The sequence below is a fragment of the Achromobacter sp. genome (assembly GCF_050285585.1).
Taxonomy (GTDB): Bacteria; Pseudomonadota; Gammaproteobacteria; order Burkholderiales; family Burkholderiaceae_B; genus Achromobacter.
This window is the reverse complement of sequence record NZ_JBLZXF010000003.1, coordinates 67,270-83,532: the sequence shown is the minus strand read 5'-3', so window position 1 is coordinate 83,532 and position 16,263 is coordinate 67,270. Positions and strand designations below refer to the sequence as shown.

The 16,263-nt window shown below is 65.1% G+C and carries 14 protein-coding genes; 10 read left to right on the top strand and 4 right to left on the bottom strand.

Going from position 1 to position 16,263, the window contains the following annotated elements:
* Positions 1 to 74: 74 nt before the first annotated feature.
* Both ACN6PJ_RS05925 and yaaA read left to right on the top strand, forming a co-directional pair.
* Entirely contained in the window at positions 75 to 857 is a 783-nt protein-coding gene (locus ACN6PJ_RS05925) for a 3-hydroxybutyrate dehydrogenase (RefSeq protein WP_427994965.1), read from the top strand.
* 22 nt (positions 858 to 879) lie between these two features.
* Positions 880 to 1,650, top strand: coding sequence for a peroxide stress protein YaaA (gene yaaA / locus ACN6PJ_RS05920; RefSeq protein ID WP_427994964.1), 771 nt, complete (start codon positions 880 to 882; stop codon positions 1,648 to 1,650).
* A gap of 3 nt (positions 1,651 to 1,653) precedes the next feature.
* Here yaaA and ACN6PJ_RS05915 read toward each other — a convergent pair whose 3' ends face one another.
* Positions 1,654 to 3,876 (bottom strand): FUSC family protein, encoded by a 2,223-nt coding sequence (locus ACN6PJ_RS05915; protein ID WP_427994963.1) that lies wholly within the window; start codon positions 3,874 to 3,876, stop codon positions 1,654 to 1,656.
* Positions 3,877 to 4,275: 399 nt separating this feature from the next.
* Between ACN6PJ_RS05915 and ACN6PJ_RS05910 the strand changes: the two genes are divergently transcribed.
* From ACN6PJ_RS05910 to pssA, 4 genes are all read left to right on the top strand, one after another.
* Positions 4,276 to 6,066 (top strand): acetolactate synthase 3 catalytic subunit, encoded by a 1,791-nt coding sequence (locus ACN6PJ_RS05910; RefSeq protein ID WP_427994962.1) that lies wholly within the window; start codon positions 4,276 to 4,278, stop codon positions 6,064 to 6,066.
* Between the two features lie 12 nt (positions 6,067 to 6,078).
* On the top strand, positions 6,079 to 6,570 hold the full coding sequence (gene ilvN / locus ACN6PJ_RS05905; RefSeq protein WP_006223608.1) for an acetolactate synthase small subunit: 492 nt from the start codon (positions 6,079 to 6,081) through the stop codon (positions 6,568 to 6,570).
* A gap of 73 nt (positions 6,571 to 6,643) precedes the next feature.
* Positions 6,644 to 7,660, top strand: a complete 1,017-nt coding sequence (ilvC, locus tag ACN6PJ_RS05900) for a ketol-acid reductoisomerase (RefSeq protein WP_427994961.1) — start codon at positions 6,644 to 6,646, stop codon at positions 7,658 to 7,660.
* A 176-nt stretch (positions 7,661 to 7,836) separates the two neighbouring features.
* Positions 7,837 to 8,610, top strand: a complete 774-nt coding sequence (pssA, locus tag ACN6PJ_RS05895) for a CDP-diacylglycerol--serine O-phosphatidyltransferase (protein ID WP_427994960.1) — start codon at positions 7,837 to 7,839, stop codon at positions 8,608 to 8,610.
* A gap of 68 nt (positions 8,611 to 8,678) precedes the next feature.
* Here pssA and ACN6PJ_RS05890 read toward each other — a convergent pair whose 3' ends face one another.
* The gene (locus ACN6PJ_RS05890; RefSeq protein ID WP_427994959.1) at positions 8,679 to 9,197 is read right to left on the bottom strand and encodes a hypothetical protein; all 519 of its coding nucleotides are present in this window, start codon (positions 9,195 to 9,197) and stop codon (positions 8,679 to 8,681) included.
* Positions 9,198 to 9,523: 326 nt separating this feature from the next.
* On the opposite strand from ACN6PJ_RS05890, the gene rpsO reads away from it, so the two are divergent.
* From rpsO to ACN6PJ_RS05870, 4 genes are all read left to right on the top strand, one after another.
* Positions 9,524 to 9,793 (top strand): 30S ribosomal protein S15, encoded by a 270-nt coding sequence (gene rpsO / locus ACN6PJ_RS05885; protein ID WP_006223612.1) that lies wholly within the window; start codon positions 9,524 to 9,526, stop codon positions 9,791 to 9,793.
* A 90-nt stretch (positions 9,794 to 9,883) separates the two neighbouring features.
* On the top strand, positions 9,884 to 12,046 hold the full coding sequence (pnp, locus tag ACN6PJ_RS05880; RefSeq protein WP_427994958.1) for a polyribonucleotide nucleotidyltransferase: 2,163 nt from the start codon (positions 9,884 to 9,886) through the stop codon (positions 12,044 to 12,046).
* Positions 12,047 to 12,231: 185 nt separating this feature from the next.
* Positions 12,232 to 12,957: a hypothetical protein gene (locus ACN6PJ_RS05875; protein WP_427994957.1), complete on the top strand. Its 726-nt coding sequence runs from the start codon at positions 12,232 to 12,234 to the stop codon at positions 12,955 to 12,957.
* Positions 12,958 to 12,971: 14 nt separating this feature from the next.
* Positions 12,972 to 14,189, top strand: coding sequence for a threonine ammonia-lyase (locus ACN6PJ_RS05870; RefSeq protein WP_427994956.1), 1,218 nt, complete (start codon positions 12,972 to 12,974; stop codon positions 14,187 to 14,189).
* A 5-nt stretch (positions 14,190 to 14,194) separates the two neighbouring features.
* Here the strand turns inward: ACN6PJ_RS05870 and ACN6PJ_RS05865 are convergent, their stop codons facing one another.
* Both ACN6PJ_RS05865 and ACN6PJ_RS05860 read right to left on the bottom strand, forming a co-directional pair.
* Entirely contained in the window at positions 14,195 to 14,758 is a 564-nt protein-coding gene (locus ACN6PJ_RS05865) for a PIN domain-containing protein (RefSeq protein ID WP_427995248.1), read from the bottom strand.
* A gap of 537 nt (positions 14,759 to 15,295) precedes the next feature.
* Positions 15,296 to 16,219 carry a carbon-nitrogen hydrolase family protein gene (locus ACN6PJ_RS05860; protein WP_427994955.1) on the bottom strand — a complete coding sequence of 308 codons (924 nt, stop codon included), beginning with the start codon at positions 16,217 to 16,219 and terminating at the stop codon, positions 15,296 to 15,298.
* Positions 16,220 to 16,263 lie beyond the last annotated feature (44 nt).

Genomic DNA, 16,263 nt, shown 5'->3' with positions numbered 1-16,263 from the left:
CCGTCTTGCGGGGCAGCTACACTTGACGCCTGCCTTGTTCCCCGACCTACATGCCAGATCACAGGAGATCGCTCATGCTCAAAGGAAAAGTCGCCCTTGTCACCGGTTCCACCAGCGGCATCGGGCTGGGTATCGCCACGGCTTTCGCCGCGCAGGGCGCGGACATCGTCTTGAACGGTTTCGGCGACGCCGCGGAAATCGAGAAGGTCCGGGCCGGATTGGCCGACAAGCATGGCGTGAAGGTGATCTACGACGGCGCCGACCTGTCCAAGGGCGCGGCCGTGCGCGATCTGGTCGAGAACGCGGTGCGCCAGATGGGCCGCATCGACATTCTGGTCAACAATGCCGGCATCCAGCACACCGCGCAGATCGAGGACTTCCCGGTCGAGAAGTGGGACGCGATCCTGGCGCTGAACCTGTCGGCCGTGTTCCACGGCACCGCCGCCGCGCTGCCGCACATGAAGAAGCAGGGTTACGGCCGGATCATCAACATCGCCTCGGCGCACGGCCTGGTGGCGTCGGCCAACAAATCGGCCTATGTGGCGGCCAAGCATGGGGTGGTGGGCTTCACCAAGGTCACGGCGCTGGAAACGGCCGGCCAGGGCATCACCGCCAACGCCATCTGCCCGGGCTGGGTCCGCACTCCGTTGGTGGAAAAGCAGATCACGGCGCTGGCCGAGAAGAGCGGGGTGGACCAGGAAACCGCGGCGCGCGAACTGCTGGGCGAAAAACAGCCCTCGCTGCAATTCGTGACGCCCGAACAGCTGGGCGGCACCGCCGTGTTCCTGGCTTCCGACGCCGCCGCGCAAATCACGGGAACGTCCGTCTCGGTCGATGGCGGCTGGACGGCGCGCTGAATATAAAAAAGGAAATCCTGCAATGCTGTTTCTGCTTTCTCCCGCCAAGAAGCTGGACTACGACTCGCCCCTGCACGTCGAGACGCATACCCAGCCGTTGTTCGTGGACCAGGCCGCTGCCCTGATCAAGGTGCTCAAGACCAAGTCGGCCGAGGATATCTCCGAGCTCATGAGCCTGAGCCCCGCCCTGTCCGAGCTCAACGTGCAGCGTTACGCCCACTGGAAGCGCAGCTTCACCCAGGCCAATTCGCGCCAGGCGGTGCTGGCCTTCAACGGCGACGTGTACGAAGGACTGGAGGCTTCCACCCTGTCGGCCAAGCAGCTGGATTGGGCGCAGGACCACGTGGCGATCCTCAGCGGCCTGTACGGCGTCCTGCGTCCGCTGGACCTGATGCAGCCGTATCGCCTGGAAATGGGCACGCGCCTGGTCACGCCCAAGGGCAAGAACCTGTACGAGTACTGGGGCTCGGCCATCGCCGACTATCTGAACGAACGGCAGGCGGGCCAGAAGGCGCCGGTGATCGTCAACCTGGCGTCCGAGGAGTACTTCAAGTCGGTCGATCTGAAGACCCTCAAGGCGCGCGTGGTGCAGTGCGTTTTCCAGGACTGGAAGAACGGCACGTGGAAGGTCATCAGCTTCCACGCCAAACGCGCGCGCGGCCTGATGGCGCGCTACGCGATCCTGCACAAGGTCTCCAAGCCGGAAGGCCTGCAGGGCTTCGATCTGGAAGGCTACACGTTCGACGCTACCGCCTCGTCCGCAGACAAGCTGGTCTTCCGGCGCAAAGCGTAGGCGTCAGGCCGCGGCCGCCACCGGGGGCGCGTGCGCGGGGTCGTCCAGGGCCTGCAATTCCTGGCGGATCATGTGGGCGGCCTTGAGCATCTGCTTGACCGGGTAGACCAGGGCGGCCTGTTCGCCTTCCGTTTCGAACTGCGTGGGCAGGTTGGCGGGCGCCTGGGCGCGTTTTTCGTCCAGCAGGTCCACGATGCCGGTCAGCGCCCGCTGCACGGCCTCGGGCGTGGCGGGCAGGGCGGCCATGATGGGCACCGCGGCCGTGATCTGCGAGGCCAGGATGTGGTTCTGGATCAGCAGGTTGTTCAGTTCGGGCACGCTCACCTGGTGCGACTTGGGTTCGCTCATCATCCGGTAGAAGGCTTCGGCGAAATTGCTGAACGAGATATGCACGTTCTTGCGAGCCAGCCGCCAGGCGAGGTCGGCGTCCGTGACCGCCGGGGTTTCGCCGGCCGAGGCGCCGACCGGGGCGCCGTGGGCCTGCATGGCTTCGACGTAGCGCAGGCCCGCCACCAGGTATTCGCGGTTGGCCCGCGTGGCCGCCGCCGCCAGCGGCCTGAGATAGCGGGCTTCCCACCAGGGCAGGATGTAGCTGCATACCAGCGCCAGCGCGCATCCCAGCAGCGTGTCGATGGCGCGTTCGCCGATCACCGACATGGAGACGGTGCCGGGCGACACGAAGTGGAACACCAGCACCACGAACAGCGTGTTGAAGATGGCGCTGGCCATGTAGTTGAGCTGCACCAGGCTGTTGCCCATGATGCAGGCGCCCAGCAGCACGGCGAAGAGAATCCCGGGGCGGTCGGTCAGGTTGAACAGCAACAGGGCGCACAGGCAGCCGATCACCGTGCCCATCAAGCGCCAGCCGTTGCGCTGGCGCGTCAACGCGAAGCCCGGCTTCATGATGATGACGATGGTCAGCATGATCCAGTAGTTGTGCGCGGAGAATTCCGGCGACAGCCAGCGGCTGGCCAGCGTCATGGCGATGGCCGCGGCGGCCGTCACGCGCAGCGCGTAGCGGAAATGAGGCGAATCCAGGCGCAGGTTGCTGGTCAGCAGCCCCACGCGGAATTCCTGGCGCGAAATGAAGCGCGTCAGCGACTTGTTGATGCGCAGCACGTCGGTGGGCTTGGCGTCCGGGGAGGCCGCGGTGTGGTCGGCCAGCCTGTCCACGATGCGCGCCGAATTGCGCAGGCGGCGCAGCACCTGGACGATCAGCGCCAGCATTTCGGGCTCGCGCTCTCCCAGGCCCTGCTGCTTGAGCTGCTCGATCTCGTACTCGATCGCGCGCAGTTCGGCCTTGGCGCTGCTGCGGTATTGCACCTTGCGCCCGCGCGAGACGTCCAGCGCGATGCGGTTGAGTTCCAGCGACATTTTCACCAGCGCATCGCGCATGAACATCAGGCAGTCGCTGCCGGCCAGCGCGCGGCGCAGCGCGGCGTAGTCGGTATGCGTGGCCACCAGCGTATCCAGGAGCTGCAGCATGTCCACGAACATGTTCCAGATCATCACGCGCTGGCGGTCGCCGAGGCCCTTGCCGCGGGGCAGGGCGCGCAGCACCATGTCGCGCGCCGCCTGGTGCTTTTCCGTCATGACGGATTGGCGCTGGATCAGCGTGCGGTAGGCTTCGTCCAGGTCCGCGGTGTCGTCATAGAAGGTGGCGCGGGCCGCTACGTAGTCGGCGGTGGCGAACAGCGCCACCGACATGGCTTGCTGTTCCTCGCGCAGCCAGAACATGCGGGAAAAACCCAGGCTGAACACCACGTAGAACAGCGCCCCGCCCAACGTGGCCGTTGCGTGCGCCAATACTTCATGGGGCTCGAGCGGCGAGTGCATGGTCAGCGTCATCAGCAGCAGGCCGGCAAAGCCGATCAGCCCGCCGCGCTTGCCGAACACGGTGAACATGGAATAGACGAAGCACTGGACGATGACCGCCAGCCAGATCAGCACGGGATGCGTGGAGGCCAGCCCCGTGACGACGACGGTCAGGGTTCCCAGCGCAGCGCCGCCCAGCATTTCGTTCGTGCGATGGCGCTGCGGGCCGCCGGGCTGGTCGATGATGGCCAGGCACTGCGCGCCGAAGGTCGCCACCAGCCCTGTCGTGTAGTTGCCGAAGATGCCGCCCAGCACCAGCACGGGCAACAGCATCCCCACCCCCTGGCGCACCCCTCCGAAGAAGTAGTGGCTATAGAGGAAGCGGCGGATGCTGGCGATGCGCAAGTCCATGGGCGGCGATGAGGTTCTGGATAACGGAATCAAGTATAGAGAGAGTCGTGCTTTTTTTGGGGTCAGATGGTTACCGAACCTTCCGCGCAACGCTCGCGGGAAAGCCGATTTGCCACCTTTGACGCAACGCGGTAAATTGCTCCACTTGCGCCGGCCTGCCTATCCGAAGCCGGTGCGTTGAGGCGGATGGCCAGGGTCACCTCCCACCCCATCCCGCAGCAGTTACACCTGCCGTTGGCCGCGCCACAAGCGTGTGTTGCCAAGGCTTCCATTTCGACCTCCAGCGTCCCCCAGGGGCGTTTGCACTGCGTTCTGTCGAGCGTGTGCCGGGTCGGCAAGGTGTCCGGGTGGCGTGGCTCCGTGAGCCGCTAAGCGCCGGATCATGTTGTCGTAGCCGGTATGGGTTCAGTTGCCGCCGTATCCGGGCGAGCAGCAGGCAGGGTTTGCAGGGCCGGTTTTGAAAGGAATGACAACATGGAACTGAATGGCGCCGATATCGTCGTGCGCTGCCTGGCCGAAGAAGGCGTGGAACACGTTTTCGGCTACCCCGGCGGCGCGGTGCTCTACATCTACGACGCGATTTTCAAGCAAGACAAATTCCAGCACATCCTGGTGCGCCACGAGCAAGCTGCCGTGCACGCCGCCGATGCCTATTCGCGCTCGTCGCAGAAGGTCGGCGTCTGCATCGTGACCAGCGGCCCGGGCGTGACCAACGCCGTCACCGGCATCGCCACGGCGTACATGGATTCCATCCCCATGGTCATCATCAGCGGGCAGGTGCCCACTGCGGCCATCGGCGAGGACGCCTTCCAGGAGTGCGACACCGTCGGCATCACGCGTCCCTGCGTCAAGCACAACTTCCTCGTGCGCGACGTCAAGGACCTGGCCGAGACCATGCGCCGCGCGTTCTACATCGCGCGCACAGGCCGTCCCGGCCCGGTGCTGGTCGACATCCCCAAGGACGTCACCGTCGCGCAGTGCAAGTACGCGCCGCCCAAGGGCGAAATCTCGATGCGTTCCTACGCGCCCGTCAACAAGGGCCACCAGGGGCAGATCAAGAAGGCCGTGCAGATGCTGCTGTCCGCCGAGCGCCCGATGATCTACACGGGCGGCGGGGTCATCCTGTCGAACGCCGCGCCCGAGCTCAACAAGCTCGTGACGCAGCTGGGCGCGCCCTGCACCAGCACCCTGATGGGCCTGGGCGGCTACCCGGCCAGCAGCGGCCAGTTCGTGGGCATGCCCGGCATGCACGGCACGTACGAAGCCAATATGGCGATGCAGCATTGCGACGTGCTGCTGGCCATCGGCGCGCGCTTCGACGACCGCGTGATCGGCAATCCCAAGCATTTTGCGCAGAACGCCCGCAAGATCATCCATATCGACATCGATCCTTCGTCGATCTCCAAGCGCGTGCGCGTGGACGTCCCGATCGTGGGCAATGTGAAGGATGTCCTGGCGGACCTCAGCGCGCAGTACGACATCGCCTCCGCCGAGCACAAGCCGGCCTCCATCGCCAAGTGGTGGGAGCAGGTCGAGGCCTGGCGTGGCAAGGAATGCCTGAAGTTCGCCAACTCGGACGAGGTCATCAAGCCGCAGTACGTGGTGGAAAAGCTCTGGGAAGTGACCGGCGGCGACGCCTTCGTCACGTCCGACGTGGGCCAGCACCAGATGTGGGCGGCCCAGTACTACAAGTTCGACAAGCCGCGCCGCTGGATCAACTCCGGCGGCCTGGGCACCATGGGCGTGGGCCTGCCGTACGCGATGGGCGTGCAGATGGCCAATCCTGGGCACGACGTGGCCGTCATCACCGGCGAAGCGTCGATCCAGATGAACATCCAGGAATTGTCGACCTGCCACCAGTACCGCCTGACGCCGAAGATCGTCTGCCTGAACAACCGCTTCCTGGGCATGGTCCGGCAGTGGCAGCAGATCGACTACGGTTCGCGATATTCCGAATCCTACATGGATTCGCTGCCCGATTTCGTCAAGGTGGCCGAGGCCTATGGCCACGTGGGTCTGCGCATCGAACGCCCGGCTGACGTGGAGCCCGCGCTGCGCGAAGCGTTCAAGAAGCACAAGGACCGCCTGGTCTTCCTGGACTTCATCACCGACCGCACCGAAAACGTGTGGCCGATGGTCAAGGCCGGCCGCGGGCTGACCGAAATGCTGCTCGGCTCTGAAGACCTGTAAGGAGGCCCCGCAATGAAGCACGTGATTTCCGTCCTCCTCGAAAACGAACCCGGCGCGCTGTCTCGCGTGGTGGGCCTGTTTTCGGCGCGGGGCTACAACATCGAAACCCTGACCGTGGCGCCCACCGAGGATTCCACGCTGTCGCGCATGACCATCGTCACGACCGGTTCGGACGAAGTCATCGAACAGATCACCAAGCATTTGAACCGCCTGGTCGATGTCGTAAAGGTGGTGGACCTGACCGAAGGCGCCCACATCGAGCGCGAGCTGATGCTCGTGAAGGTGCGCGCCGTTGGCAAGGAACGCGAGGAAATGAAGCGCATGGCGGATATCTTCCGCGGCCGCATCATTGACGTCACCGACAAGTCCTACACCATCGAATTGACCGGGGTGCAGGAAAAAGTACAGGCCTTCCTCGAGGCCCTGGACCGCAGTGCCATCCTTGAAACCGTACGCACCGGCGTGTCCGGCATCGGACGCGGTGAACGGATTTTGAAGATTTGACCGGCCTTCCAGGCCTGCCTCACCCTACATCTGAATCAAACGAATATCCAAATACTGGAATCTGGAGCACAACATGAAAGTTTTCTACGACAAAGACTGCGATCTGTCCCTCATCAAAGGCAAGACCGTTGCCATCATCGGCTACGGTTCGCAAGGTCACGCGCACGCGCTGAACCTGCATGAGTCGGGCGTGAAGGTCATCGTCGGCCTGCGCAAGGGCGGCGCCTCGTGGAACAAGGCCGCCAACGCCGGCCTGGAAGTCAAGGAAGTCGCGGACGCCGTCAAGTCGGCCGACATCGTCATGATGCTGCTGCCCGACGAGAACATCGCTTCGGTCTACAACAAGGAAGTCCACGCCAACATCAAGGCCGGCGCCGCCCTGGCGTTCGCCCACGGCTTCAACGTGCACTACGGCCAGGTCGTGCCGCGCGAAGACATCGACGTCATCATGATCGCGCCGAAGGCTCCGGGCCACACCGTGCGCAACACGTACAAGCAAGGCGGCGGCGTGCCCCACCTGGTGGCCGTGTACCAGGACAAGTCGGGCGCCGCGCGTGACGTGGCCCTGTCGTACGCCAGCGCCAACGGCGGCGGCCGTGCCGGCATCATCGAAACCAACTTCCGCGAAGAAACCGAAACCGACCTGTTCGGCGAACAGGCCGTGCTGTGCGGCGGTACCGTCGAACTGATCAAGGCCGGTTTCGACACGCTGGTGGAAGCCGGCTACGCGCCCGAAATGGCGTACTTCGAGTGCCTGCACGAACTGAAGCTGATCGTCGACCTGATCTACGAAGGCGGCATCGCCAACATGAACTACTCGATTTCGAACAACGCCGAATTCGGCGAGTACGAAACGGGTCCGAAGATCGTCACGGACGAAACCCGCAAGGCCATGCGCCAGTGCCTGACGGACATCCAGACCGGCGAATACGCCAAGAAGTTCATCCTGGAAAACGCCGCCGGCGCCCCGACGCTGACCTCGCGCCGCCGCATCAACGCGGAATCGCAGATCGAAGTGGTGGGTGGCAAGCTGCGCGCCATGATGCCCTGGATCGCCGCCAACAAGCTGGTGGACAAGTCCAAGAACTAATCCCCGCACCGCGCGGGGGCCGTCCCCGCGCAATCAGGGTCAGAGCGGCATGCCTGCGAAGGCATGCCGTTTTTTTTGCCGCGAAGCCTTTTGGGGAACTGCACGGCCCTGGCTGCGGCCCGCAAGCGGGGCCAGATGGGTTAACCTTTCAATGTCCGTTGTAAGTTATTGAGACCATGCCCAATTTTTCCATGCGCGATTCCGAGAACCGCCACCGAAGCATCTACCTGCTGCCCAACGCCTTCACGACAGCGGCGTTGTTCGCGGGGTTCTATGCCGTCGTCCAGGCCATGAACGATCGTTTCGAAGTCGCCGCCATCGCCATTTTCGTCGCCATGGTGCTGGACGGCATGGACGGCCGCGTGGCGCGCTTGACCAACACGCAGTCCGCCTTCGGCGAGCAATACGATTCGCTGTCCGACATGACCTCCTTCGGCGTGGCGCCCGCGCTGGTCATGTACGAATGGATCCTGAACGACCTTGGCCGCTGGGGCTGGCTGGCCGCGTTCGTCTACGTGGCGGGCGCCGCGCTGCGCCTGGCGCGCTTCAACACCAATATCGCCGTGGTGGACAAGCGCTACTTCCAGGGATTGCCCAGCCCGGCGGCTGCCGCCCTGGTGGCCGGCTTCGTCTGGCTGGCCGTGGACAACAAGCTGCCCATCCACGACAGCCTGATGGCCTGGGTGGCGTTCACGCTCACCATGTACGCCGGCATCACCATGGTGTCGAATGCGCCGTTCTTCAGCGGCAAGAGCTTCGCGCTTGGCCGCAGCGTGCCTTTCTGGGGCATCCTGCTGGTGGTGGCCGTGTTCGTCTTCGTCTCCAGCGATCCCCCGGTCGTGCTTTTCGGCCTGTTCGTGCTGTACGGCCTGTCGGGCTGGGTTACCTGGGCCTGGCGCTGGAACCGGGCTCGCCGCCTGACGCAGGAGCGCCGGGGGCACACGTCCTGACCGGGTCCCAACAGGCACAAAAAAACCCGCCGCAAGGCGGGTTTTGCTTTGCCAGCGATGCCTGGGGCTCACCACCGCATGAACCGGTCGTCGTCGTACATCGGGTCCGGGCCGGGGTGGAAATGCGTGACCTTGTTGCCGTCGCGGCCCATGTACACGTACATCAGCGAATTCCAGACGCTGTTTTCCTTGTAGCGGTACGACCAGATCACTTCGCGCTTTTCGCCCAGGCCGGCTTCGTCGATGCGGGCGGGCGGGCCGAATTCGCAGCGCACGCGGTCGGGGCCCCAATCGCCGACTTCCAGCACCTTGAAGTGCGCGTCCGTCAGCAGGGGCACCACGCGGTCCACGCGTCCGTCGGCGCCGACGTTGGCGCCCCAGGCGTACTGGCCCATGGGCTGCTGGGTCCAGATCACGCGGCGTCCGCCGTTGGCCTGCGGGCATTCGAAATTGGGGCGGCCGAACTTGGTCATGACCTCGGCGTAGGGCGTGCCCGGCGGCACCTCGGCCATGTTCGCGCACGCCGCCAGGCCGGCCAGCGCCGCCGCGGCGAACGCGGTACGGGCGATTCTGTAATATTTGGACATATCGTTCTCCTGGGGAGGTCGGGGCGCGGCGGCCCGATCCTGGAAAGGGGACGGACGGGCGTATTGGGGTAATTCTAGCGAATCGGCTATAATCATCGAGCTTTATCAAGTGTATTGATTCTGCAAGATATTTTGCGCTGGCCACGGAGGCCTGGAAACCCAAGCGCGCGCCCGGTGCCGAGCACCGCGCTTCGCGTCTATTGTCCAGGTGCCGTTTGAGTCATCATTGGCAGCAGTGAGAAAGCGAATTCAGCCAGGTTCGCGCAAATTTTTTACAAACCACGTCAGGGCGCCTCGGCCCTGTCGCATGTCCGAAGAGGTCATCAATGTCTGTAGCTGACATCAAGAAATCCGATATCGTTGCGCAATTCCAACGCGCTCAAGGCGATACCGGCTCCCCCGAAGTTCAGGTGGCTCTGCTCACCGCCCGTATCAACGAACTGACCGGTCACTTCAAAGAACACATGAAGGACCATCACTCGCGCCGCGGTCTGCTGCGTATGGTCAGCCGTCGCCGCAAGCTGCTCGACTATCTCAAGGGCCGCAATCCCGATTCGTACCGCGCACTGATCGAAAAACTCGGTCTGCGCAAGTGATCGACGGGGCTGGCTCCCCATGACGCAACCGTGGTCGGTGCGACGCATGTCGCGACGGCCACGGTTTTTCATTTGTAAGGAATAATCGTCATGTTCAATAAAGTGACAAAATCGTTCCAGTACGGCCAGCACACGGTCGTCCTGGAAACCGGCGAAATCGCTCGCCAGGCCTCCGGCGCCGTGGTGGTGTCGATCGAGGACACCGTCGTCCTGGCCACCGTCGTGGCTTCCAAGAAGGCCAAGCCGGGTCAGACGTTCTTCCCGCTGACCGTCGACTACATCGAAAAGACCTACGCCGCCGGCCGTATTCCGGGTGGGTTCTTCAAGCGCGAAGGCAAGCCGTCCGAAAAGGAAACGCTGACCTCGCGCCTGATCGACCGTCCCCTGCGTCCGCTGTTCCCCGAAGACTTCTACAACGAAGTCCAGGTGGTCATCCACACGCTGTCGGTCAATCCCGAGATCGATCCCGACATCGCCGCCATGATCGGCGCCTCGGCCGCGCTGGCCATTTCGGGCATCCCGTTCAACGGCCCGATCGGCGCCGCGCGCGTGGGCTACATCGATGGCCAGTACGCCATCAACCCCACTGCCTCGCAACTCAAGTCCTCGAAGCTGGACCTGGTTGTCGCCGGCACCGAAAACGCCGTGCTGATGGTGGAATCGGAAGCCGACCAGCTGTCGGAAGAAATCATGCTGGGCGGCGTGGTCTACGGCCACGAGCAAATGCAGGCCGTCATCAACGCTATTCACGAACTCGTGAAGGAAGCCGGCAAGCCCGATTGGGACTGGCAGCCTCCCGCCAAGGACGAGGCCCTGATCGCCGCCGTCACCGCGGCCGCGCAGGAAGGCCTGAACGCCGCCTACCAGGTCCGCGAAAAGCAGGCCCGCACCACCCAGCTGCGCGAAGTCTACGCCGACGTGTCGGCCAAGCTGAACGCCGCCGCCGCCGAGAAGGGCGAGCCGGCCCCCGACGCCGTGACCGTCGACAACATCCTGTTCTCGCTGGAATCGGCCATCGTCCGCGGCCAGATCCTGAACGGCGAGCCGCGCATCGACGGCCGCGATACCCGCACCGTGCGTCCGATCAGCGTGCGCCTGGGCGTGCTCCCGCGTGCTCACGGCAGCGCCCTGTTCACCCGCGGCGAAACCCAGGCGCTGGTCGTTGCCACGCTGGGCACCAAGCAGGACGAACAGATCATCGACGCGCTCATGGGCGAGTACCGCGACCGCTTCATGCTGCACTACAACATGCCTCCGTTCGCCACCGGCGAAACGGGCCGCATCGGCGTGCCCAAGCGCCGCGAAATCGGCCACGGCCGCCTGGCCAAGCGCGCGCTGATCCCGCTGCTGCCGGCCCCTGAAGACTTCCAGTACACGATCCGCATCGTGTCGGAAATCACCGAGTCCAACGGCTCGTCGTCGATGGCTTCGGTCTGCGGCGGCTCGCTGGCCATGATGGACGCCGGCGTGCCGGTCAAGGATCACGTGGCCGGCGTGGCCATGGGCCTGATCCTGGACGGCGGCAAGTTCGCCGTGCTGACGGACATCCTGGGCGACGAAGATCACCTGGGCGACATGGACTTCAAGGTTGCGGGCACCGAAAACGGCGTCACCGCACTGCAGATGGACATCAAGATCCAGGGCATCACCAAGGAAATCATGCAGGTGGCGCTGGCCCAGGCCCGCGAAGGCCGCCTGCACATCCTGGGCAAGATGAAGGAAGCGCTGGACGGTTCGCGCGGCGAGCTGTCGGCTTTCGCTCCGCGCATGCTGACCATCAAGATCAACCCCGAGAAGATCCGCGACGTGATCGGCAAGGGCGGCGCCACCATCCGCGCGCTGACCGAAGAAACCGGCACGCAGATCGACATCTCCGACGACGGCACGATCGTGATCGCCAGCGTCGACGAAGCGCAGGCCAAGGAAGCCCAGCGCCGCATCGTCGAGCTGACCGCCGACGTCGAAGTGGGCCAGATCTACGAAGGCTCGGTGCTGCGCCTGCTGGACTTCGGCGCCATCGTGCAAGTGCTGCCGGGCCGCGACGGCCTGCTGCACATCTCGGAAATCGCCAACTACCGCATCGCGAACATCAACGATGTGCTGAAGGTCGGCCAGCAAGTCCGCGTCAAGGTCATCGAGGCCGACGACAAGGGCCGCCTGCGCCTGTCCATCAAGGCCATCGGCGGCATCGAGCAGCAGCAAGCCGCTGCCGCGCCCGAAGCCGCGCCGCAATCGGAACCGCAGGCCGAATAAGCCCGCGTAACCGGTAGCACGGGACGGCGCCTTCGGGCGCCGTTTTTTTTTTGGGCAGGCCGGGGCCGGCAATCGCGCCTCCCAAATTCCCCCACTTCCTGTAAAGTCTTGCGCGGAGAGTAAGGCCCGCCAGTCCAGAGCGCGGCCTTCGAGCGTTCTCGCGGGGGGAAATGGATGAGCAAGGCATGACCGGATGGCTGAGATCCGCTGGCGCTGCGGCGCTGCTTGCAACGTTGCTGGCCGGCTGCACGAGCAGCCCGGGACCGGGCCAGCGCGGGCCCAACAGCGAAGGCATGTCCGCCGACCAGTTCGGCCAGACCGATTTCAACCGCACCGTTACGCTGGAGGTGCGGGACAATCTGGCCAGCCTGTATGTCCTCCTCGACAAGCTCTACCGCCGCAACCCCAGGGAATGGCGCAAGACCGGCGTGGCGGACCAGGCGAAGGCCATTGCGCTCGTGAAGCATTCCATCGAAGTCCGGATCCCCCCCGGCGATCTCGCGGGCCTGCGCGACGTCCAGATCCTGGCGGTGTCGCTGGATCCCAATTACTCGGGCGACCGCGTGGCCGCGTTCATCTATGGCCTGGCCGACACCATCATTGCCGCGCACAACGGGAAAACCCGCCTGTACGCCACGGACGCATTGGACGGGCAGCGGATTTACAATGCCGCACGGAACGTCGAGGCGGCCGCCTGGCTGCTGGCGTCGCGCCGCAACAGCCAGGGCGAACCCCTGCTGCTGGCCAATGAAATGTCCTTGAACGCCACGAACCTCAGCTTTGAGCGCGAATTCGGCGCCATCATCGGCCGGTTGGACCTGATCGCCAACCTGCTCGGCGAGAACACGCGGCGCATCGGGATCAACTACGCGCAGGGCCTGCTGCTATTCAATTTCCTGCCGGTGCGCTAACAGGATTCTCCATCGTGATCGATATCGCTTCCATTCAGACCGCCCGCGAAAACCTGCGCGGCCAGGTGCTGAAGACGCCGTTTACCCTTTCCCGCACGCTGTCCGATATCTTCGGCGCCGAAATCTGGCTGAAGTTCGAGAACCTGCAGTTCACCGCGTCGTTCAAGGAACGGGGCGCGCTGAACCGCATGCTGACGCTGTCGGACGCCGAGCGCGCGGCGGGCGTGATCGCGGTGTCGGCCGGCAATCACGCCCAGGGCGTGGCCTACCACGCGCAGCGCATGGGCGTGCCGGCGGTAATCGTGATGCCGCGCTTCACGCCTACCGTGAAGGTCGCCAATACCCGCCGTTTCGGCGCCGAGGTCGTGCTGGCGGGCGACACCTTCGACGATGCCAAGGCGCGCGGCTACGAACTGGCGCAGGAGCGCGGGCTGACCATGATCCACCCGTATGACGACGAGGCCGTCATTTCGGGGCAGGGCACGGTGGCCCTGGAGATGCTGGAGGACCAGCCGCAGCTGGACACGCTGGTCATCGCCATCGGCGGGGGCGGCCTGATTTCGGGCATCGCCACCGCGGCCAAGGCGCTCAAGCCCGGCATCGAGATCGTTGGCGTGCAGACCGAACGCTTTCCTTCCATGTACGCGGCCGTCAAGGGCGTGTCCATGCCACAGGGGGCGTACACCATCGCGGAAGGCATCGCCGTCAAATCGCCGGGCGAGCTGACCCGGCCCATCGTCAGCCAGTTGGTCGACCGCATCGAACTGGTCAGCGAAAGCGATATCGAGCACGCCATCGTGGTGTTGCTGGAAATCGAGAAATCGGTGGTCGAAGGGGCGGGGGCCGCGGGGTTGGCCGCGCTGCTGCGCGCGCAGGAAGAAGGCAGCGACCGCTACAAGGGCAAGCGCATCGGCCTGGTCCTGACGGGTGGCAACATCGATCCCTTGATGCTGGGAGAACTGATCGAGCGCGGCATGGTGCGCGCTGGCCGCCTGGCCCGCATCCGCGTGGACCTGCGCGACCTGCCGGGCGCGCTGGCCCATGCCACCAAGCTCATCGCCGACGCGCAGGCCAACATCACCGAGGTGCACCACCAGCGGGCGTTCACCTCATTGCCGGTGCGCAATGTCGAAGTGGATTTCGTGCTGCAGACGCGCGGCCCTGAGCATATCCAGGAAGTGATCGAACTCCTGAACGCGGCGGGCTTCGCCGCCAGCAACCACGACCACTGAAGGAGTCAGGCCGAGCCGGCGGAGGCGGCGTCGCGCGCCAGCAGATTCTTCAGGCCGTACAGCCGCTCCCGGTGCAGCGTCGCCGACAGCGGTTCGGGCTCGCGCCCCAGCGCGACGTAGTCGGCGGGCACCTGGGCCGCCGCCTCGCGGATGCGGTCCGCGCCGGCCTGCCACCATTGCACCAGCATGCGGTCGGGGTTGTAGACGTCCAGCCCCTGGCGCCGCAGTTCCGAACGGTTGAAGTCCTTCAGATTCCAGGTCAGTACCTGCACCACGGGCGGCTGCTGCAGGCCGCAGCGGGCGCGCCGCGCCAGGCCGGCCGCGATCACGTGGAAATCCTTGGGGTCGCTGTAGCGCAAGGACGCCTCGTAGACCTGGGTGTCCACTTCCCGGGCGCCGGGAAAGCGCGCATTCATGTCGTCCCACAACTCGGTCATGACCTCGGGCGGTATCGCCCAGATGCGCGAGGCGTTGCGCCGCCATTCCTCTCCGATGCGGTCGGTCCAGACCGGCACGAACACGCCCGCCTCGGCCAGCCGCAGCAGCAGCCGGCGCAGGATGCCCGACATGAGGACGCAGGCGTCGAGAACGATGAAGGGCGGTGAGGAGGACGTGGCGGTCAAGATACGGTCGGGGCCGGCCCGGTCGGTGAAGGAAAAGGGGAAAAGGCGAGGCGGCGAACCGGCCCGCGGCGCGGGCCGATGCAGGCTGGTGGTGCCCGAGACCGGAATCGAACCGGTACGACCGCGAGGTCGAGGGATTTTCTTACCACTTCGGCTTTCGCCGCCAGCGCAGGGGGCGCTGTTCGTGGTCTGGAGCACGCCTTCACCATAGCCTTGCGGCCTTAGGTGCCCGCCGTCTGCTCTCTACACCTTCCCCGGTCTTGCTGGCGGGGCTTGGCTCGGCGTTGGCTCGGAACGTGTCCAGGGCATTCGCCGAGTTTGACGGGCTACACCTTTGGAGTTTCCTCCAAAGGGCTCAAATTAGTTCAAGTCCCTTGTGTCTACCAATTTCACCACTCGGGCATTGCGCGGCCCGCGAAGGGCCGGCAGCGGGCGAGACTATACCATCCCGGGGCCGGAGGCGGCGCCCGGCCGGCCTTGCGCTCAGGAGATGAATTGCACCGGCGGGCGGGGCCGCTCGTCGACGGTCAGCGAGAACACGTCCGGACGCGAATAGTGCCCCACCACGTCGAAATCATAGCGGGCGCGCACCAGCTCACCGATGTCCACCCGGGCGGTCAGCAGCCCGGGCTTGCCGCGCAAGGGGCCGGCCAGGACGTCGCCCAGCGGGCCGACGATGACCGATCCGCCATTGATCAGCGGCCGGGCCGCGTCCCAGCCCGGCACGTCCTGGCCCTGTTCGGCGGGCGAGGGCTGCACCTGGCAGGCGCTGATGACGAAGCAGCGGCCCTCGTGGGCGATGTGGCGCATGGAGCATTGCCAGATGTCGCGTTCGTCCACCGTGGGCGCGCACCAGATTTCGACGCCCTTGGCGTACATGGCGGTGCGCAGCAGCGGCATGTGGTTTTCCCAGCAGATGGCGCCGCCGATGCGGCCGGCGGCCGCGTCGATGACGGGCAGGGTCGAGCCGTCGCCCTGGCCCCAGATCAGACGTTCCGTGCCGGTCGGCATGAGCTTGCGGTGCTTGGCGGCCAGGCCGGTGCCCGGTTCGAAGAAGAGGGCGGTGCAATACAGCGTGCTGCCGCCGCGTTCGATCACGCCGACGACGAGACTGGCCCCGGTCCGCTGCGACAGGCCGGCCAGCGCTTCCGTTTCCGGTCCGGGCACGTCGATCGCGTTTTCGTAGTAGCGGGCGTAGGCCTCGCGGCCCTCGGGCAGGCGGTAGCCCAGGCGCGTGCCGAACATTTCGCCCTTGGGGTAGCCGCCCAGGAGCGCTTCGGGCATGACGACGAGGGACGCGCCGGAGGCCGCGATCTCGTTTTCATAGGCCAGGATGTTCTCCAGGGTCTGGGCCTTGCCTTCCGGGGATGAGCCGATCTGCAGCGCGGCAACGGTTTTGGGGGTCATGGCGGTATCTCGGTGCGTGGGGGGGCAACTAGTGTCCGGCTCCC